Source organism: Lysinibacillus sp. NPDC098008 (genome assembly GCF_044760715.1).
Lineage (GTDB): Bacteria > Bacillota > Bacilli > Bacillales_A > Planococcaceae > Lysinibacillus.
This window is the reverse complement of sequence record NZ_JBIWBA010000017.1, coordinates 55,242-74,705: the sequence shown is the minus strand read 5'-3', so window position 1 is coordinate 74,705 and position 19,464 is coordinate 55,242. Positions and strand designations below refer to the sequence as shown.

General features: G+C 38.4%; 16 protein-coding genes and 1 riboswitch. Of the genes, 5 read left to right on the top strand and 11 right to left on the bottom strand.

Features of this window, described 5'->3' with window-relative positions; genetic code table 11:
* Positions 1 to 285: 285 nt before the first annotated feature.
* From ACIQVU_RS14380 to ACIQVU_RS14370, 3 genes are all read right to left on the bottom strand, one after another.
* Positions 286 to 606 (bottom strand): NAD synthetase, encoded by a 321-nt coding sequence (locus ACIQVU_RS14380; protein ID WP_402896100.1) that lies wholly within the window; start codon positions 604 to 606, stop codon positions 286 to 288.
* Positions 607 to 750: 144 nt separating this feature from the next.
* Complete coding sequence (gene nadE / locus ACIQVU_RS14375; RefSeq protein WP_340807795.1) at positions 751 to 1,575, bottom strand: ammonia-dependent NAD(+) synthetase; 825 nt, start codon at positions 1,573 to 1,575, stop codon at positions 751 to 753.
* Between the two features lie 18 nt (positions 1,576 to 1,593).
* Positions 1,594 to 3,054, bottom strand: coding sequence for a nicotinate phosphoribosyltransferase (locus ACIQVU_RS14370; RefSeq protein ID WP_340807797.1), 1,461 nt, complete (start codon positions 3,052 to 3,054; stop codon positions 1,594 to 1,596).
* Positions 3,055 to 3,365: 311 nt separating this feature from the next.
* On the opposite strand from ACIQVU_RS14370, the gene ACIQVU_RS14365 reads away from it, so the two are divergent.
* Both ACIQVU_RS14365 and ACIQVU_RS14360 read left to right on the top strand, forming a co-directional pair.
* Positions 3,366 to 3,707, top strand: a complete 342-nt coding sequence (locus tag ACIQVU_RS14365; RefSeq protein ID WP_340807798.1) for a P-II family nitrogen regulator — start codon at positions 3,366 to 3,368, stop codon at positions 3,705 to 3,707.
* A gap of 13 nt (positions 3,708 to 3,720) precedes the next feature.
* On the top strand, positions 3,721 to 5,019 hold the full coding sequence (locus ACIQVU_RS14360; RefSeq protein WP_340807799.1) for an ammonium transporter: 1,299 nt from the start codon (positions 3,721 to 3,723) through the stop codon (positions 5,017 to 5,019).
* Positions 5,020 to 5,077: 58 nt separating this feature from the next.
* Here the strand turns inward: ACIQVU_RS14360 and ACIQVU_RS14355 are convergent, their stop codons facing one another.
* Positions 5,078 to 5,581 carry a methylated-DNA--[protein]-cysteine S-methyltransferase gene (locus tag ACIQVU_RS14355; RefSeq protein ID WP_340807801.1) on the bottom strand — a complete coding sequence of 168 codons (504 nt, stop codon included), beginning with the start codon at positions 5,579 to 5,581 and terminating at the stop codon, positions 5,078 to 5,080.
* Positions 5,582 to 5,685: 104 nt separating this feature from the next.
* Here ACIQVU_RS14355 and ACIQVU_RS14350 point away from each other — a divergent pair, with 104 nt between their 5' ends.
* From ACIQVU_RS14350 to ACIQVU_RS14340, 3 genes are read left to right on the top strand one after another with little or no spacing between them, the layout of a single operon-like run.
* Positions 5,686 to 6,417 carry an ABC transporter ATP-binding protein gene (locus ACIQVU_RS14350; RefSeq protein ID WP_402896096.1) on the top strand — a complete coding sequence of 244 codons (732 nt, stop codon included), beginning with the start codon at positions 5,686 to 5,688 and terminating at the stop codon, positions 6,415 to 6,417.
* Positions 6,414 to 7,166, top strand: a complete 753-nt coding sequence (locus ACIQVU_RS14345) for an ABC transporter permease (RefSeq protein ID WP_340807804.1) — start codon at positions 6,414 to 6,416, stop codon at positions 7,164 to 7,166. Before ACIQVU_RS14350 ends, ACIQVU_RS14345 begins: the two co-directional genes overlap by 4 nt.
* A 57-nt stretch (positions 7,167 to 7,223) precedes the next feature.
* The gene (locus ACIQVU_RS14340) at positions 7,224 to 8,198 is read left to right on the top strand and encodes a proline dehydrogenase family protein (protein ID WP_340807805.1); all 975 of its coding nucleotides are present in this window, start codon (positions 7,224 to 7,226) and stop codon (positions 8,196 to 8,198) included.
* A 53-nt stretch (positions 8,199 to 8,251) separates the two neighbouring features.
* On the opposite strand, the gene ACIQVU_RS14335 is transcribed toward ACIQVU_RS14340, so the two are convergent.
* The 7 genes from ACIQVU_RS14335 to hemG form a co-directional block, all read right to left on the bottom strand.
* Positions 8,252 to 8,863, bottom strand: coding sequence for a response regulator (locus tag ACIQVU_RS14335; protein WP_340807806.1), 612 nt, complete (start codon positions 8,861 to 8,863; stop codon positions 8,252 to 8,254).
* A 16-nt stretch (positions 8,864 to 8,879) separates the two neighbouring features.
* Entirely contained in the window at positions 8,880 to 10,028 is a 1,149-nt protein-coding gene (locus ACIQVU_RS14330; RefSeq protein ID WP_445299984.1) for a sensor histidine kinase, read from the bottom strand.
* Between the two features lie 135 nt (positions 10,029 to 10,163).
* Positions 10,164 to 11,195, bottom strand: a complete 1,032-nt coding sequence (gene desA / locus ACIQVU_RS14325) for a Delta(5) desaturase DesA (RefSeq protein WP_340807810.1) — start codon at positions 11,193 to 11,195, stop codon at positions 10,164 to 10,166.
* 403 nt (positions 11,196 to 11,598) lie between these two features.
* Positions 11,599 to 12,099 carry a GNAT family N-acetyltransferase gene (locus ACIQVU_RS14320; protein WP_340808632.1) on the bottom strand — a complete coding sequence of 167 codons (501 nt, stop codon included), beginning with the start codon at positions 12,097 to 12,099 and terminating at the stop codon, positions 11,599 to 11,601.
* A 73-nt stretch (positions 12,100 to 12,172) separates the two neighbouring features.
* A complete protein-coding gene (gene metH / locus ACIQVU_RS14315) occupies positions 12,173 to 15,604 on the bottom strand; it encodes a methionine synthase (RefSeq protein ID WP_402896092.1) in 3,432 nt (1,143 codons plus the stop codon).
* Positions 15,597 to 17,444, bottom strand: a complete 1,848-nt coding sequence (locus tag ACIQVU_RS14310; RefSeq protein WP_402896090.1) for a bifunctional homocysteine S-methyltransferase/methylenetetrahydrofolate reductase — start codon at positions 17,442 to 17,444, stop codon at positions 15,597 to 15,599. The genes metH and ACIQVU_RS14310 overlap by 8 nt, the downstream gene beginning before the upstream one ends.
* A gap of 134 nt (positions 17,445 to 17,578) precedes the next feature.
* Positions 17,579 to 17,679, bottom strand: a riboswitch (SAM riboswitch).
* A 99-nt stretch (positions 17,680 to 17,778) separates the two neighbouring features.
* Positions 17,779 to 19,173: a protoporphyrinogen oxidase gene (gene hemG, locus ACIQVU_RS14305; RefSeq protein WP_340808633.1), complete on the bottom strand. Its 1,395-nt coding sequence runs from the start codon at positions 19,171 to 19,173 to the stop codon at positions 17,779 to 17,781.
* Positions 19,174 to 19,464: the final 291 nt, after the last annotated feature.

Sequence of the window (19,464 nt, the reverse complement as noted above, 5' to 3'; positions counted from 1 at the left end):
CCTCCCATTTCTATAGAAAAATTATGTGAATTGCTCGATAACTTATCATAAGCATATCGAAATCTACTGTGTAACACAATTATCTGAAACCGCTATAAATAATTTAGTCTACTAAAGAGGAGCTGTTAGGAAAGAATAAATCTTCCTGACAGCCCCTCATTATTATATAACGTTATTATTCTTTAGGATGTTACGAAATTAATGTTTTTAATCCTATTTTTTCTAATAAAAATTGGAGGGCTAGGAGAAGTTAGTTGCTGCTTAACTTCTCTTAGCCTTTGTTATTTAGATGGACGAACGGTAACTATGGAGTCGCTTCTTTTGTTTGCTTATACGACTTAATTTTAATGCAGTTTCATTTAGCTCATGACGAATTTGCAAATTGCTATCGCTTTCCATATGTGTTACTGGTATCGAACGAGGTTGTCGTTGTTGCTTTGACACACTATTAGCATTAGTCTTTTTAACTTTATTTTTTTGCAAGTTGTTTTTAAATGGCTGCTGTTGATTTTGCCCAAAATTATGGCTAATATCCCCTGCATGTAAATATTGATTTTCCTGCCGAAAAACACTACTTGTCGTTTCATTTACTCTAGAAGTCCTCATAAAAAGTTACCCTCCCTTACATTTTATCTCTTTTGTAGGTATTTATATCGACATTTTACGCTAGATATTAACACTTTAGAACTATAATATAAAAAAGAGTTGGCAAAGGTGCTTTCGCCTTTACCAACTCTTTCCTTTTAAATATTATTTCCAAAAATCATCAAATATTGTAATTGGCAAATGGCGTTTATGCTGTGAACGCAAATAATAGCCCTCTAATGTTTTGCGAGCTGCCTCTGGAATTTCTTTTCCCTCTAAATAATCATCAATTTGATCGTACGACACACCAAGCGCTACCTCATCTGGCAACGCTGGACGATTTTCTTCTAAATCCGCAGTTGGTATTTTCGTATAAAGGTGCTTTGGACATTGAAGTTCCGCTAATAATTGCTTACCTTGTCGTTTATTTAAACGAAAGATTGGCACTAAGTCTGCGCCACCATCACCAAATTTTGTATAAAAGCCTGTAACAGCCTCCGCGGCATGATCAGTTCCTAATACAACTGCCCCATTCATGGCAGCAATTGAATATTGCACCTTCATACGCTCACGTGCTTTTTCATTCCCTTTGACAAAATCATTTAGCTCAACACCTGCATTTACTAAAGCTTCAACGCTTGCATCAACAGCATTTTTAATATTCACTGTATAGACTTTCGTTGGCTTTATATAATCAATGGCATCTTGGCAATCCTGTTCATCCGCCTGTACACCATATGGTAAACGAACAGCCCAAAATGAATACTTTGCTTCACCCACTTCTGCATTTAGCTCATCAACGGCAAGCTGTGCTAGCTTCCCTGTTAATGTTGAATCTTGACCGCCAGAAATACCAAGAACAAAGCCCTTTACAAAGCTATATCGCTTTGCATATTCCTTTAAAAAATCAATGGATTTTCGTATTTCCTGCTGTACATCTATTGTCGGTAATACATGTAATTCCTTAATAATTTGTTGCTGTAAGGTCATTGTTCTTATCTCTCCCTTTTACATTCGATTCACCATATTGTGCACTTCTTCAATATTACGCATTTTATTATCCCAGCATTTTTGGCTTAAATCGACTGGATATTCCTCTGGGTTCATTGCACGTTTATATTCATCCCATAGCAATTCTAAATTCTCTGCAGCATAATCACGCATTTGCACTAAGGTTGGATTTTGATAGTTGATTGCTCCATTTTTAATGACATGCTGATGTAAATTTTTTGCTTCGAAATTTGTGACAAACTTTGATACAAATGTATGGACTGGATGGAACATTTTAATGCGTTCCTCCGCCTGAGGGTTTTCATCGTGCATTGTAATATAGTCGCCCTCTGCCTTGCCATTCTTTTTATGAATAATACGATAAACATTTTTTAAGCCCGGTGTTGATACCTTTTCAGCATTTGCTGAGATTTTAATTGTATCCTCTAGCTGACCTTCACTGTTTTCGATAGCTACCATTTTATAAACAGCACCTAAAGCAGGCTGGTCATAGGCTGTAATCAACTTTGTACCAATCCCCCAAATATCAACTTTGGCACCTTGCGCTTTTAAATTTAAAATCGTGTATTCATCTAAGTCATTTGAAACAATAATTTTAGCATCATGGAAGCCTGCATCATCCAGCATACGGCGCGCTTCTTTTGATAGAAAGGCAATATCTCCACTATCTAAACGAATACCGATAAAATTAATTTTATCACCTAGCTCTTGTGCTACTTTGATAGCAGTTGGCACACCTGATTTCAGCGTATTATACGTGTCAACAAGAAAGACGCAATCTTGATGACGTTTAGCATAGGCATGGAATGCATCATAATCATTTTTATAAGCCTGTACTAATGCATGTGCATGTGTACCAGATACCGGAATGTTAAATAGCTTGCCTGCTCGAACATTGCTAGTGGAGGAAAAGCCACCAATAAATGCAGCACGTGTTCCCCAAATAGCAGCATCCATTTCATGTGCACGTCGCGTACCAAATTCCATAGCTACTTCGTTTTTAATAATTTGCTTAATACGGCTAGCCTTTGTGGCAATTAATGTTTGGTAATTCACAATGTTTAGCAGTGCTGTTTCAATAAGCTGTGCCTCTACTAATGGTGCTTCGATACGCACAATTGGCTCATTCGCAAAAACAAGCTCACCTTCCACCATGGAATACATGTCCCCTGTAAATCGAATATTTTGCAAATAATCAAGAAAGTCCTCTTGATAGCCTACTTCCTCACGTAAATATGCAATATCTGATTCACTAAAGCGGAAATCACGCAAGTAGTCCAACATTCTCTCTAGCCCAGCAAATATGGCATAGCCATTGCCAAACGGTAATTTCCTAAAATATAATTCAAAAACAGCATTTTTATTATGTATGCCGTCAGCCCAATAGGATTCTGCCATATTGATTTGATATAAGTCTGTGTGTAGCGCTAAGCTATCATCTGTATAGTTTGAACTCACAAAAACCCCTTCTTCCGCTTTGATAATTAGTCCTAGTATACACTATATACCCAAATTCTTGCGTTTTATATCCTTATGATTAGATGTTAGATTTCCTAACATTAATAGTCAGAAAATTTAGAACCGTACACATTTTAGACACATTTTTTAGCACCGCTTACATTCCCTTTATAAAAACCTTTTGTCTAAAATACTTCGAGAACAGAAATATAACACGTAATAAAACATTACATAAGTTTCAAAATAATAATTGCACTAATGTCCACATCGCTTTAACATGTAAATTAAAATTACCCAAGGAGCTGGTAGTGATGAAAAAAATTGAAGCAATCATTCGTCCTGAAGTTTTTGGAGCCGTAAGGGACGCACTTGCACAGGAAGGAATTGCAGGTCTAAGTGTTTCTGAAATTGCTGGCTGCGGCCGTCAATTAGGAAGAACAGGTCTATTTCGTGGCAATACGTACGAAATTGAGTTTTTACCTAAATTAAAATTAGAAATGGTTGTCGATGACGGCAAAGTTGATGCGACAGTTGAAGTTTTATTGCGCGAAGCAGCGACTGGTCAAGTTGGCGATGGGAAAATTTTTATTTATCCAGTAGAGCAAGCAATTCGTATCCGTACAAAAGAAGTCGGATCAATTGCAGTAGAATAAGGAGGCGATATAGATGGATGAGGTTCTATTATCTGTTAATTTAGTTTGGGTGATGCTTGGAACAATTTTAGTGTTCTTTATGCATGCAGGATTTGCCATGGTTGAAGCAGGATTTACACGCTCAAAAAATGCAGTCAATATTATTATGAAAAATTTCCTTACCATTTCACTTGGGGGTATTATCTATTTTTTATGTGGCTATGCCATTATGTTTGGGGACACAGCAGGCGGCATTATCGGCACAAGCGGCTTTGCATTAAAGGGGGTGGATGATCTTTCATTCTTTATCTTCCAAACAATGTTTGCTGCAACAGGTGCAACGATTTTATCAGGTGCAGTTGCAGAACGTACAAATATTTTTGCTTATGTTGCTATTATTATACTTATGACTTTAGTAGTTTATCCTGTTGTTGGTCACTGGGTTTGGAGTGGTCAGGGCTGGTTAACAGACTTAGGCTTTATCGATTTTGCTGGCTCAACGGTTGTGCACTTAACAGGCGCTATTGCAGCATTCATTGCAGCGGTTATGGTTGGACCGCGACTAGGTAAATACGATGAGAATGGTCGTGTTAATGTTATTACAGGGCATAGTATTCCATTAGGTGCTTTAGGTGTGTTTCTACTATGGTTCGGTTGGTTTGGCTTTAATGGTGCATCCACTTTAGCAGCTGACCCTGAGCTAGTGCCGAATGTTATTGCTAATACATTTTTTGCAGCAGCCGCTGGTGTTGTAGCAACTGCCTTCTATACAAATTTTCGTTATGGACATATTGATGGCTCCCTAACATTAAACGGTGCTTTAGCAGGACTTGTAGGAATTACAGCAGGTGCCGCAAATGTTAGCATTGTTGGTGCTATTATCATCGGAATCATTGCGGCTCCATTGCTTGTCGAAGGTGTACGCTTCATTGAATGGAAGCTAAAGGTGGACGATCCAGTAGGCGCAATTGCAGTTCATGGTATTTGCGGTATTTGGGGAACATTAGCTGTTGGATTATTTGATATCGGTGGTCAAGGCTTATTCTATGGAGGCGGCTTCGCGCTACTAGGTATTCAAGCAATCGGCGTTATTGCTACAATTGCTTGGGTTAGCATATCTGTAACAGCAGGTCTATTCATTATTAAAGCCTTTATCCCATTACGTGTAACCGTAGAGGAGGAAGTTGCAGGCCTTGATGTGATGGAGCATGGAACGCCAGCTTACGAATTCCAAGATATCTTTAAAAGCTCCGCTGTACGAGGAGAAACGTTCGCTCATCGTTTAACGCATTTTGGTAAAACACCAAACAATGTACACGAGGAGCACGTATAGTCAGGCGTTAAATCTGCGCTGTCATCTCAGTGATGGCAGGCAGATTTTTTTAAGCTTATCAGTTTATGCCCTCTAACTCTAATAAAAATTGCTTCATAGCAAGACCACTTCGAAAGCCTGTTAACTGACCATTTTTACCAATCACACGATGACATGGAATAATGGCTAATATCGGGTTTGCGCCAATTGCTCCACCTACAGCTCTTACTGCCTTTGGATTTCCAATACGTTGTGCAATATCTGCGTACGATACAGTTGTGCCATATGGTAGTTCTTTCAATGCATCCCATACAGCTAATTGAAAGGGCGTTCCCTTCACATGGATAGGCACATCAAATTCAGTAAGCTCCTTTTTAAAATAGGCTGTTAATTGTTCTTTATAGGGCTGTAGCTTTTCTTTATTGTCCTCAAAGCGATATCCTTTAAACGGCTTTCGTGCCCACACTTCAACCTCATCAAATGGCATATTTGGTGTGCCAATATAAACAATGCCCTTATCTGAAGCCACAATATACATATCTCCTTGCTCATATGTAAATTGATCAACATATAATACTGTCATTGCCTCTGCTCCTTATTTTGCTTATTTTCATCGGTTCATCTGCATCTTTTTCGCATTTCATGCTACAGTTAGTTTACTTAATTATTACAAAGGAGTATCCACCCATGAATATGCTATACGAACCTGCTATTCACTTTCAACAAGTTCATTTCTCAGTAAATGCTAAAACAATATTAAAGTCAATTACAGGATCATTTCCAAAAGGTCAAATTACTACATTAGTTGGCCCTTCTGGTGCAGGTAAAACAACCTTACTGAAATTGTGTAATGGTCTGCTTTCAGCAACAGCAGGACATATACTTATTGATAATCATCCTATTTCTACCTATGAACCAACAGCCTTACGAAGAAATGTTGGTATTGCTCTACAGGCAGCACCAATGATAACAGGTACTGTTTGGGAAAACCTTGCCCTTCCTCGCACACTGCAAGGGAAAAAACTCTCACAGCAAGAAGCAATCCAATATTTAGAGGATGTCGGATTAGATAAAAGCTTTTTACATCACTCAATCGATGAATTATCAGGAGGACAGCGGCAAAAGGTCTCCATCGCAAGAACACTTATTAATCAGTCCTCCATTTTATTATTAGATGAAATTACATCCGCACTTGACCGTCAATCTGTTCAAGAAATTGAAAAGCTAATTGTAACCATTAATCAAAAATACAATGTCACAATGATTTGGATTACACATAATTTACAGCAAGCATTAACAATTGGTCATTATACATGGGTTATGATGGATGGTGAGCTAATTGAGGCTGGCAAAAGCACCTTACTCAATGCACCAACAAACCCACGTGTAGCAGAATTTATTCAGGGGGTGAATTTATGACATATACAGCACTATCACTCACATTAATATTTGTCTGCATTCCCCTTCTACTATCCAAAACATTAAAGCTAGGGCTTGAAAAAGATACACTTATCGCAACAGTGCGCTCTATCATCCAATTACTTGCAGTAGGCTATATTTTAAAATTTGTCTTTGATACCAACAGTTATAGCTATATTTTTCTAATGGTCGCATTAATGATTATTGTTGCTACATTAAATGCACGTAAAAAAGGAGCAGGTATCAAAGGCATAACGTGGAAAATAGCACTTACTCTTGTTGCGGTAGAAATGGTTACACAAGGTGTCTTGCTTGGCTTTCACATTGTGCCAGCAACTGCTCAATATATCATTCCTATTAGCGGTATGTTAATCGGCAATTCCATGGTATTATCCATTTTATTTTTAAATCGTTTTACAGCGGAAATTACCAGCCATAAAGATGAAATGGAGCTTATTTTATCACTAGGTGGAACACCGAAGCAGGCTATCCATCGACAGCTTATTAATGCGGTAAAGGCTAGTATGATTCCTACTATTGAAAGCCAAAAAACAATCGGCTTAGTACAGCTACCAGGTATGATGAGCGGGCAAATTATCGGTGGCGCTGACCCGATACAGGCTGTGCAATTTCAGCTCCTCATTATTTTTGCATTATTAACAACAGCAACATTATCAAGCATCATGATTGGCTTTTTAAGCTATCCTGCATTATTTAATGAGCGCATGCAAATACTTAGTACGAAATAATTATAGTTTTAAAATTTTATGTTATACTAAAAAGAAAATGCAGTTAGGAGAATGACCATGTTATTACGCGATTTTTTCATCCATTTATCTGAAAACCAACTATTAAATAGTGCTGCAAAGAAATACGGTCTAAAATTGGGCGCACAAAGTGTAGTAGCTGGTACAAATGTTGAAGAAACAATTGCAAGCATTAAAGAACTGAATGCGCATAATATTTCTTGTACAGTAGACAACCTAGGTGAATTCGTTTCAAGTAAAGAAGAAGCAACAAAAGCAAAAGAGCAAATCCTTACTGTTATTGAAGCTATTCATGAAAACAGTGTTGATGCACATATTTCATTAAAGCCTTCTCAACTGGGCTTAGATATTGATGTTGATTTTTGCTACGACAATCTATATGAAATTGTAGAAAAAGCCGCTGCCTATGATATATTTGTTAACTTCGATATGGAGGACTATGGTCGTCTTCAAATCTCCTTTGATATGGTGGAAGAGCTATCAAAAACATTTGATAATGTTGGAACAGTGATTCAATCATACTTTTATCGTGCCAAAGAAGATATTGAAAAATTCAAGGACTACCGTCTTCGCATTGTAAAAGGTGCTTATAAAGAACCTATCGAGGTCGCATACCAAGATAAATTAGATATTGATTTAAACTTTATTGAGTTAATTGAGTATCACCTACTACATGGTAAGTTTACATCGATTGCAACACATGACCATAATATCATTGCACATGTAAAACGCTTTGTAGCAGAGCATAATATTCCGCTTGATAAATTTGAATTCCAAATGCTCTATGGCTTCCGTACAGATATGCAAAAGGAGCTTGCAAAAGAAGGCTATAACTTCTGTGTCTATGTGCCGTTTGGCGAAGATTGGTACGGCTACTTTATGCGTCGCCTAGCTGAACGTCCACAAAACCTTAACCTTGTGACAAAGCAAGTATTTACGAAAAAAACAAACACAGTGCTTGCAGTAGCAGCAGGTGCATTTGTACTTGGACGTTTAACAAAGCGCAAAAAATAAAGCTCTAAAAAAGAACCTTGCCGCATTTCATTTACTGCGATAAGGTTCTTTTTTTATTTATTCCAGCCCTTCTCTTTAAAGCGTGCAATGGCTTCAATGCGATTGCCGACATTTAATTTTTCTAAAATCGTGGAAATATAGTTGCGCACCGTTCCTGCTGAAAGAAATAGCTCTGCCGCAATTTCCTTTGTTGTTTTGCCCTCTGCTACCAGTGTGAGCACCTGACTTTCACGCTCCGTTAAAGGATTTTCACTATCATCCTCATAAACAAAATCAACAAGCTCTGGTGCATAAATACGTTTACCATCCATAATTGTACGAATAGCACTTACTAACTCCTCAATAGGGCTATCTTTTAATAAATATCCCCGTACACTTGCTTTGCGAGCACGCTCAAAATAACCAGGTCTTGCAAATGTTGTTAAGATAATAACCTTACATGCAGAGCCAGCACTGTGCAACTCCTCTGCAGCATCTAAACCTGTTTTCACTGGCATTTCAATATCCATAATACAAATATCAGGCTGATGCTCATCAACAAGCATCAATGCTTCCTCACCATTTTTTGCTAAGCCAACGACCTCCATATCTTCCTCCATACTCAATAAAGAACGAAGAGCGCCTAATAGCATCCCTTGATCTTCAGCAATCACAATTCGTATCATGTCATCAGCCTCTTTTCTATATGTTCTTTAGATTTTCTTGGACACTTTGATGTGTAATCGTTACTGGAATGGTTACGGTTAATGTCGTTCCTTCATCACTTTCAATTTTAAAGGAGCCATTGATAAACTCTAAACGTTCCTGCATCCCCTTTAAGCCATTCCCTGTTTTCCATGCTTGCCTTTTCTTAATGCCCTGTCCATTATCTCGAACAATCAAATAAACCTCTTTAAAATTTTGATGGAAGGCAATCTCACACTTTGTAGCACCACTATGTTTGACAACATTATTGACAGCCTCTTTTAAGCACATGGATAAAACATTCTCTACAAGCGGTGGCACATGTAATGCATGTTTATCGCCTTCAAACACAAATTCCATTTCCGCAGCCTTTAATATTTGGGAGATACGCATAAGCTCATCCTCAAATTTTGCTGTGCGCATGTCTGACACTAATTCACGTACCTCTTTTAAAGCGATACTAGCTGTTTGACGTATATCCTTAATTTCTATTAAAGCCTGCTGTGGATCACGTTCAATCAGCCTAGATGCTAAGTCACTTTTCAAGCCAATCATGGACAATTTTTGACCCAATGTATCATGAAGGTCACGCGCAATACGCTGGCGCTCCTCAAAAACAATTAATTCTGCAATACGCTCATTAGCCGTTTCTAGCTGCCCCTCTAAGTTTTCACGCTTATTTTTGGAATAAATGGTTAATGGCAACAAGACAACCGCTAAAATCGTTAACACAACAAACGGTAGCTGTGATAAAAATAATTGAAGCTCAATAAAAAAGCCAATACCTGTTGAAATAACTGTAAAGCCAATATGCAAGCCATACATAATATAGAAGCCAACAGGTCGTCGTATATTGCCAATAAAAAAGGCTGTAAAAATGGATAAATAGACATACCCATATAAAATCGTCATCACAATATTAATGACCATTTCAAAGCTAATCCACATATACACTAAGCCGCTTTTCGAATTCACAGAAAATCGATAGAAAATAAAATAAACCATTAAAAAGGTAATGCCAATAGTTATTTCTATGTAGGATGATTTCCGAAAAATAAAGAAAAACGGGAGGAAGCAAAAAATAACCCATAAATATACACTGAGCATTGGACTATTTGGAATAATACTATGCCATTTCCTCAACATAATCTCACGCTCTTTTCCTACTTTTACCTTATTATAACAAGAAAATTATATTTGTGCCCATTTCACTTTGGACATAGCTTGATTGACTACATTCAAAACAGCCATCCCCCTTTTAAAAGAGATGGCTGTTTTAAGCTAAGCAGCAATACTGCCTCTAGCCTTGCGTCTTATAATCTCATTTACTTCTTTAAATGTGACAAATTTACCTTGCTCTTCATCATATAGCTTATAACGGATTGACTCTAAACTTGTACGTAAAGTAATCGTTGTCGCCATGTGTAATGGTGGTGTTTCATTATGTGCTTTTTCAAGATTATAGTTAGGTACACGAGGAGCTAAATGATGCACATGATGGAAACCAATATTCCCTGTCACCCATTGCAAAATTTTTGGTAATTTATAATATGAACTACCTTCAACTGCCGCCTTTACATAATCCCACTCGGAGTCATGTTCAAAATAAGAATCTTCATATGTGTGTTGAATATAAAATAACCAAATACCAAGAGAACCAGCAACAAACAATGTAACGCCCTGCACTAATAAAAATGCCTGCCAGCCCATAAAGTAAATTAAAACAGCACAAATTGCTAGCATCACAATATTTGTTGAAATTGTGTTAAGACGTTCCTTCTTTTTCGCGTCTTTACGATTAAAGCGATTTAAAATAAGCACCATATATAAAGGTCCTAATCCAAACATTACAAATGGATTGCGATAAAAACGATACCATAAGCGCTGCCCTTTAGATGCTTGCATATATTCTTCCACTGTCATCATATCAATATCACCAATACCACGCTTATCTAGGTTTGAGCTTGTTGCATGGTGAATTGTATGCTCACGTTTCCATTTTTCATAGGGGAATGATGTTAACACGCCTGTAAAAAATCCAACCCAGTCGTTTGCCTTTTTACTTTTGAAAAATGAGCCGTGTGTACAATCGTGAAAGATAATAAATGTTCGTACAACAAAGCCAGCTGAAATAATGCTTAAGCCAACTGTTAACCACGGTGAAACATCTACTAATAAATAGCCAGCTACCCATAGTGCAAGTAACGGTGCAATGGTATTAATCATTTGAAATACACTTTTACGTGTATCTGATTTGGCAAATGGCGCTACATCTTGACGCAATTTTTTTGTTTTTTCTTTAATTGTTGCCATCCTTTACTCCCTCGTTTCCTTTTTCCTTATGATCTCATCATAAAACAAGAGTATAAGTCAGCAACAGACGCAAACATCATAAAAAGGATATGACATTTGTCATATCCTTTAGACTGAAGACAACGAATAGTGTTTATTGCTTTTCTAGGATAAGTGCATGTTTCCCCATCTCTTCATAACTTTTAAAAAACGCATCGAAATTATACGCTACTCGCCCCTTTAAAGGGTTCATCGCTTGGACTTTACCTTCTTTATATCCAATCAAAACAACCGCAGTAAATCGACCTTTCACCTCCGTAAAAACAGATTGATCGTGAATAATTACTATATTTCTGTAGATTTATCAGCTTTTCAGTGCTCTCTCAAACAGCCAACCACACTACTTTTCGATGAGGTGACTAGCTTACAGCTCTGGCCCTTTTAATTGTAATTGATAAAACACCAAATCCAACCACTCATCAAATTTATAGCCTGCATTCTTAATGGTGCCTGCATATTCAAAGCCTAATTTTTCATGTGCCCTCATGCTAGCAATATTTTCACCATCAATACCAGCAATTAGTGTTTTCACACCCTGCTCCTCCGCAATGGCGATTAGCTTATACATTAGCTTTGTAGCAATGCCCTTTTGATAATGCTCCTTGTGCACATAGACAGAATGCTCCATTGTATACTGATAACCTGGATATGGACGGAACTGGCTATATGTTGCAAAACCAGCTACCATGCCATTGTCCTCAAAGACAAGCAATGGATTTCCCGCTGCCTGCTGCTCTTTAAACCATTGTACTTTTTCCTCTAATGTTTGAATGTCATAACGATAAACTGCCTTGCTTGTTAAAATAATATCATTATAAATAGCCAACACCTCAGGTATATCAGCCTCTTCCATCATGCGAATCATCCAGCTCATCTCCTTTTTGTCACAAAATGACCCTCCATAAGAAAAGAGGGTCATGTTTATTATACTTTACATTTTATACATTAAAGTAGCGAGCATCAGGATGTGCAAAAACAATGGCTGATACAGATGCCTCTGGCTCCATCATAAAGCCTTCTGTTAAATGAACACCGATATCCTCAGGCTTTAACAGACCAAATAACTTCTCCTGATCCTCTAAGTTTGGACATGCAGGATAGCCGAATGAAAAGCGTTGCCCTTGATATTTCGCTGCAAAACGATCACGCATTGTGAAATCTGTTGCATCTGGGAAGCCCCATTGATCACGGATTTCCTGATGCATACGTTCCGCAAAGCCCTCTGCTAATTCTAGTGCAGTCGATTGTAGGGCATGACTTTCAAGGAATTTTCCGTCCTCTTTTAATTGACGAGCCTGTGCCATTACCCCTTGCCCAGCCGTTACTACCATTAGCGCAATATAATCCATTTCGCCACTATCAACTGTTTTTAAGAAATCAGCAAGGCATAAAAACGGTTCTACTTGCTGGCGTGGGAACGTAAAGCGTTCAATTTCTGTTTTGCTATCAGCAGGATCATAAACAATTACATCATCCCCATCTGCTTGTGCAGGGAAAAATTGATATAAACCAGATGGCTTTAACAAATCACTTCTTAAATAATCATCCACTAACTCTTTGAGCTCCGTTGCTCTTGCATCGCCAGCATCTAATAATTGCTGTACTTGCCCTTTTAAGCCTAAATGATGCCCTAGCAATGTACGCATATTTACATATGGATATAAATGCGATACAGAGTAGTCCTTCTTCACATGGCGGCGTAAATCAGCAGGTACAAATACAGCTGCTTCCTTCACTGTACGAGCAGGCTTAACCGTTACTTCTTTTGCAGGACGAGCAGCACGCTTGGCATCTGCCTCTAAGCGTTGCTGACGAGACTCTTTGATTTCCTCTAAGAAGCTTTCACGCGCTTCCTTATCCATCAAACGATTTGCTTGCTCAAGCCCCTGCATAGCATCCTTCGCATAAATAACAGGGCCGTTGTATTCATTAGCAATTTTTGTTTCTGTAAAGCGTCGAGATAATGCTGCGCCACCAACCAAAATTGGTACATCAATCCCTGCCTCTTTAAAATCTTGTGCAGTAATTACCATTTGCTGTGCTGATTTAACAAGCAAGCCTGATAAGCCGATAAAATCAGGCTTTTCCTTACGAATAGCTTCTATTAATTGGGCTGGCGTTACCTTAATACCTAAATCAACAACCTTATAGCCATTATTACTTAAAATAATATCAACAAGGTTTTTCCCAATATCGTGCACATCACCTTTTACAGTAGCGAGCACCATTTTACCTTTACCAGCGCTCTCATCATTTTTTTCCATAAATTGCTCTAAATACGCAACAGCAGCCTTCATCACACCTGCTGATTGTAAAACTTCAGCAACAATTAACTGATTGTCATTAAATAAACGACCTACCTCAGCCATACCATCCATTAAAGGTCCATTAATAATATCCAGTGGTGACTCAAAGATTTCACGAGCAGCCTCCAAATCCTCAATAAGCCCCTCTTTTGTACCTTCTAATATATAGTAAGCTAAACGTCCTTCCACCGTTTTAGGAATATCCGCTTCCGTTTTTTCTTTCTTTTTATCACGATAGAAATCAGTAAATACGGCTAATGTTTCATCATTTGTATTAAATAATAAATCATTCGCTAGCTTAATTTCCACTTCTGGAATAGACGCGTAACGCTCTAGCTTTTCCGTATTAACAATGGCATAATCTAAGCCTGCCTGTGTACAATGGTAAAGATAGACAGCATTTAACACTTCACGTCCAACAGGTGGTAAGCCAAATGAAATATTACTTACACCAAGCACCGTTAACGCTCGTGGCATTTTTTCTTTAATTAGACGAATCCCTTCAACTGTTTCCAGTGCAGAGCCAATATATTGCTCATCACCCGTACCTACTGGGAACATTAACGGATCAAAAATAATATCCTCTGGTGCAAGTCCCCATTTTTCGGTTAACAACTTGTAGGAACGTTCAGCAATTTCCAGCTTGCGATGACGATCAACTGCCATCCCCTGCTCATCAATTGTACCGACAACAACAGCAGCACCATATTTCTTCACAAGTGGCATAACAGCATCAAAGCGTTCTTCCCCATCCTCTAAGTTAATGGAGTTAATAATAGCTTTACCTTGTGAAAACTTCAGTGCTTCCTCAATGACTTTTTCATCAGTTGAGTCAATCACAAGAGGAACCTTCACCTTTTTGACAACCTCTTGCATAAAGCCACGCATATCTGCTAACTCATCACGGTCAGGGTTCGCTAAGCAAATATCAATAACATGTGCGCCATTTTTCACTTGTGCACGTGCAATTTCTGCTGCTTCCTCAAATTTCCCATCAATAATTAAATTTTTAAACTTACGGGAGCCAATGACATTTGTTCGTTCACCAATAAATAATGGACGCATTGAATCGTCATATAATAATGGCTCGATTCCTGAAACAGCATGACCATGTGTTGCTTCAGGTAATTGGCGTGGTTTTGCATCCTTTAACACTTCACGAATAGCTGCAATATGGGCTGGCGTTGTACCACAGCACCCTCCTACAATATTCAGCCAGCCTTTTTCTGCAAAGCCCTTTAGCTTTTGCGATAACGATTCTGGCGACTCATGATAACAGCCTTCCTCATCAGGTAAGCCTGCATTTGGATAACAGCTAATATAGCCTGTTGACAGCTCTGCTAATGAACGAATATGATCCGTCATAAACTCTGGCCCTGTTGCACAGTTTAAGCCCACTGATAATGGTTGAATATGCTCAATGGAAATATAAAAGGCATCAATAGTTTGCCCTGCAAGCGTTGTGCCCATTGGCTCAATTGTTCCTGAAATCATCACAGGTAGTTCTTTTCCAGTTGCCTCAAAAGCACGCGCTACACCTAGTGTACCTGCCTTGACATTTAACATATCCTGACTTGTTTCAAGCAACAATACATCTGCGCCTGCCTCAATTAATGCCTTTGCCTGCACATAAAAATTTTCCTCTAGCTCATCAAATGTAATACCACCTGTTACGGATAATGTTTTTGTTGTTGGTCCCATAGCTCCCGCAACAAAGCGTGGCCAATCAGATGTGGAAAAGCTATCCACTGCTTGGCGAGCAATTTCTACTGCACGCTTATTAATTTCCTCTGCTTTTGCACCAAGATTATACTCATTTAACACAATCGGCGTTCCACCAAATGTATTGGTACAAATAATATCTGCGCCTGCCTCCAAATATTTGCAGTGAACTTTCTCAATAATATCTGGTCTAGTGAGCACAAGATTTTCATTACAGCCATCGAGCTCCTCACCACCAAAATCCTCAGCTGATAAGTTTTCATTTTGCAACATTGTACCCATTGCGCCATCAAGGATTAAAATACGTTTCTCTAGTTGCTCTTCAATCAAGTGCTTAACCATCTATGCTTACTCCTTTTTTCTGTTCGTCCAATTGTTTGATATATTTCATTAACTCTAGTGTGACATCATAGCGTAAAAACGGTGTAATTAGGTAAATTCCATTGAAGTATTGTGCAGCCACTTCCACTAATTCCTTAGCAATGGCAATACCCTCCTGTGTTGCACGTTCCTTATCATCACCACAAGCTTTCATTCTTGCTAGAGCATCCTCTGATAATTTTATACCGGGAACCTCATGATGTAAAAACTCTGCGCTTTTATAGCTTGTGACTGGCATAATTCCAAGATAAATAGGTGCTTGTAAATGCTTTGTTGCCTCATAAATTTCCACAATTTTTTCTTTTGTATAAACAGGCTGTGAAATAAAGTAGTCAGCACCGTGCTCGATTTTTTTCTCTAAACGAGCTACTGCACGATCTAATACGCGCACATTTGGGTTAAAGGCAGCAGCAACTGAAAAGCTCGCTTTTTTACGAAGGGGCTTGCCTGAGAACGAAACACCTTCATTTAACTGCTTAATTAATTGGATTAATTCCATTGAAGATACATCATAAACACTTGTTGCTCCTGGGAAATCGCCTACTTTTGTAGGGTCACCTGTCACAGCTAGCACATCATGAATACCTAAAGCATTAAGCCCCATTAAATGTGACTGAAGACCAATTAAATTACGGTCTCGACATGTAATATGTGTAAGGGGACGTACACCATATGTTTCCTTTAATAATGCACCCATCGCAATATTACTAATGCGTGGAGAGGCTAGTGAGTTGTCTGCCATCATCACAACATCAGCACCAGCATTATATAATTGCTGCGCTCCCTCAATAAAGCCATCAATCTCTAAATGCCTTGGTGTATCTAGCTCTACAATTACAGAACGTTCACGCTTGACCTTTTCATAAAGAGATTCATGCTTAGCTGGTTCTGCTTCACGAACAACCTCAATTTTCACTGGCTTTGCATGCTTTTCACTAACTGGTGATAGCTCCTCTAAGTATTTCTTAGCTGCTGCAATATGTTTTGGCGTTGTACCACAGCACCCTCCAATTAAACGCACGCCTTGATCACGCAACGCTACAGCTGCTCGACCAAAATAATCAGCCTCTGATTCATAAACAACACGCCCATCCTCTAAATCAAGAAGCGAAGCATTTGGGTAAGCTGACATAAATGCCTTTTTAGGAAGCTCAACGCCTTCAAATGCTTGAATTGTATGATGCGGACCTAAACGGCAGTTTACACCAACCACATCTGCACCCAATGCCTCTAGATCATGCAATGCCTCATTTAAAGAAAGCCCATTTTGCAGCACACCTGGCTCATGCATTGACACTTGTGCAATAATCGGTAAAGCTGTTTTTGCTCGTAGCATTGTTAATGTCGCTGTTAACTCTTCAAAATCATAATACGTTTCAAGTAAAAGACCATCTGGATTCCCTGCCAGTAACACTGTTGCCTGCTCTTCGACAGCTGCTAGTATTTCCTCTAATGTTGCATCACTTTTACGAATGCCACGAATACCACCAATTGTTCCTAGCACAAATTGACCGCCATCCGCCGCTGCTCGTTTTGCAATTGTGATGGCCGCTTCATTAAATTGCTGAACACGTGACTCTAATCCATAACGAGCTAATTTAATAGCATTTGCTCCATACGTATTTGTTTGAATCACATCAGCACCCGCTGCAATATATTCTCTATGAATCTTTTCAATTAATTCAGGCTTCTGTATATTCATTTCCTCATGGCAATATTCTAAGCCGTAGCCATAGAGTACCGTCCCTATTGCACCATCTGCCGTCAATACATGTGTTTTTAATCTTTCAAGTAATCCCATAAAATTGCCTCTCTTCCTTCTTAACTCTATCATTATCAACTATGCTTCAACATAATTGGAAGTTTTCGATCATCTCAAAAGAAAAAGCCCTCTTTCATAAAAAGAAGGCTTTAACGATTTGTCAATGTTGTTCCTTCTCATCTTCGACTACAAGAGTCTTCTGGATTTAGCACCTGACATAATGTTGGTTGCTGAAGCTTCATTGGGCCAGTCCCTCAGCTTCTCTTGATAAGAATTAAGTATGAATTTTTTAAATAATTAAAAGAATCATATCGTTTACAGGCGATTGAGTCAAGACTATTTCACAGAACAAAGTAATTTTTCGCTTAAAGTCTTAGAATTTAACTAATTTCTCTGCAAGCTCCTCGCCAATCTTTTTCCCATTTTGAATACAGGCACCAATGCCTACACCAAAATAAGAGCAGCCTGCAATCGCTAAATTCGGATAATTTTTATCTAGCTCCTGTTGCAGCCCTTGCAATGCCTCACGATGTGCTAAATCATATTTAGGCATTTGATCGATCCATTTTGTTACATTGACAACAGTAGGCTGCTCCTCAATCCCCAAGCTTTTGCGAATATCCTCCAAAGCAATGGCTGCCAATTCCTTATCTGTCATTAAACGTAGCTGTTCATACGCTGGATTAATGCTTTTATAAAAAAGTCGTACAAGTAATCTACTATCCTTCGATGTATGCTTCCATTTACGGCTTGTCCAAGTCGCTGCATTACATACAACATCCGAATTATGTGACACAATATAGCCTGTTCCATCTGCTGGCAATCGAGCATCTGGTATATTAAAGCCTAAATAAATCGTAATGGCTGACGCAGTTGTAAATTGATCAAAATAGTAATCTAAAGCTTTATCCTGTAAGATACTTTGTACGGCTTCATTTGGCAGCGCTAAAACAGCATAGTCCGCTACAATGCTTGCATTATTCGCTAGGGAAATTAGATAGTCACTTTCCTTTTTTTGAATACTTATCGTTTCCACGCCTTTTATAATTTCTACATCCGTTAACGTTTGCTCTAACTGGTTAATAAAGGAGGACAAGCCATTTTGGAACGATATAAATTTTTTGTTAGCTGCTTGCATAAATTGCTCACGATTTGCATCAAAGCCTTTAATAATACTGCCATAATTATCTTTATAATCAATTAGGTATGGCAAAGTAGAGGCAATTGAAAGCTGGTATAGATCGCCAGAATAAACACCAGCAAGCACAGGCGCAATTTGGTTTTGCACAAGCTCCTCTCCTAAATAATACGTTAAAAACTCTCCAATGGAGCTTTCCTTTGTAAAGCCCCTATTTGGTAATGCTAAGTCCTTTAATGCCTCTTGTTTACCTTGTTCTGAAATTAATGTACTTTGCTCAAGGGATTCGATACTCATTGGTATACCAAATGTAGAATCTGCTGGAATAGCATGAAGCTCATTGTTTGTATAAATATAGGAAATGCCTGTTTCGTTGTAAACTAATTGCTCTTCAAAATCAAGCTCCTGCACAAGCTCCATTACCCCTTTATGACGGGCTACAATGGAATCAGCACCTGTTTCCATAATAAAGCCTTGCTCATACGCTGAGTGTAATTTACCACCTAAATATGTATTTTTCTCAACAAGCACTAGTCGAACATCTAACTGTTTCTCCTTCACCTGACGTTGCAAATAATGCATTGTACATAATCCTGTAATACCGCCGCCTAATACAACAACTGTTTTCATCATTAACCGCCCCTATTTTTAGTTCTTCCTCTCTACAGTATAAACCTTTTTGCATCAAAATTAAGCTCAACCCTTTACAAAATTAGCAAAAGAGGTATGTTTCAAATGATTTTGAAACATACCTCTTTCTGTTGTGAAAGCGCAGTGCAACGCAGCAGCAGCACAAAACGATTTTCTGTGCGAAAGTGTAGCATCAGGTATAGCCTGTAAAAACTCAATTAAGAAAACTAACAATCAGTGAGTGTGTGCAAGCACCACTGATTGTTAGTTTCACTTTATTAGCCATTAATA

Excerpts from the sequence above, each read along its gene's own strand:
- ACIQVU_RS14380 (WP_402896100.1), bottom strand. The coding sequence starts at position 606 with ATGAGGACTTCTAGAGTAAATGAAACGACAAGTAGTGTTTTTCGGCAG.
- nadE (WP_340807795.1), bottom strand. The coding sequence starts at position 1,575 with ATGACCTTACAGCAACAAATTATTAAGGAATTACATGTATTACCGACA.
- ACIQVU_RS14365 (WP_340807798.1), top strand. The coding sequence starts at position 3,366 with ATGAAAAAAATTGAAGCAATCATTCGTCCTGAAGTTTTTGGAGCCGTA.
- ACIQVU_RS14360 (WP_340807799.1), top strand. The coding sequence starts at position 3,721 with ATGGATGAGGTTCTATTATCTGTTAATTTAGTTTGGGTGATGCTTGGA.
- ACIQVU_RS14355 (WP_340807801.1), bottom strand. The coding sequence starts at position 5,581 with ATGACAGTATTATATGTTGATCAATTTACATATGAGCAAGGAGATATG.
- ACIQVU_RS14350 (WP_402896096.1), top strand. The coding sequence starts at position 5,686 with ATGAATATGCTATACGAACCTGCTATTCACTTTCAACAAGTTCATTTC.
- ACIQVU_RS14345 (WP_340807804.1), top strand. The coding sequence starts at position 6,414 with ATGACATATACAGCACTATCACTCACATTAATATTTGTCTGCATTCCC.
- ACIQVU_RS14340 (WP_340807805.1), top strand. The coding sequence starts at position 7,224 with ATGTTATTACGCGATTTTTTCATCCATTTATCTGAAAACCAACTATTA.
- ACIQVU_RS14335 (WP_340807806.1), bottom strand. The coding sequence starts at position 8,863 with ATGATACGAATTGTGATTGCTGAAGATCAAGGGATGCTATTAGGCGCT.
- ACIQVU_RS14330 (WP_445299984.1), bottom strand. The coding sequence starts at position 10,028 with ATGTTGAGGAAATGGCATAGTATTATTCCAAATAGTCCAATGCTCAGT.
- desA (WP_340807810.1), bottom strand. The coding sequence starts at position 11,195 with ATGGCAACAATTAAAGAAAAAACAAAAAAATTGCGTCAAGATGTAGCG.
- ACIQVU_RS14320 (WP_340808632.1), bottom strand. The coding sequence starts at position 12,099 with ATGATTCGCATGATGGAAGAGGCTGATATACCTGAGGTGTTGGCTATT.
- metH (WP_402896092.1), bottom strand. The coding sequence starts at position 15,604 with ATGGTTAAGCACTTGATTGAAGAGCAACTAGAGAAACGTATTTTAATC.
- ACIQVU_RS14310 (WP_402896090.1), bottom strand. The coding sequence starts at position 17,444 with ATGGGATTACTTGAAAGATTAAAAACACATGTATTGACGGCAGATGGT.
- hemG (WP_340808633.1), bottom strand. The coding sequence starts at position 19,173 with ATGAAAACAGTTGTTGTATTAGGCGGCGGTATTACAGGATTATGTACA.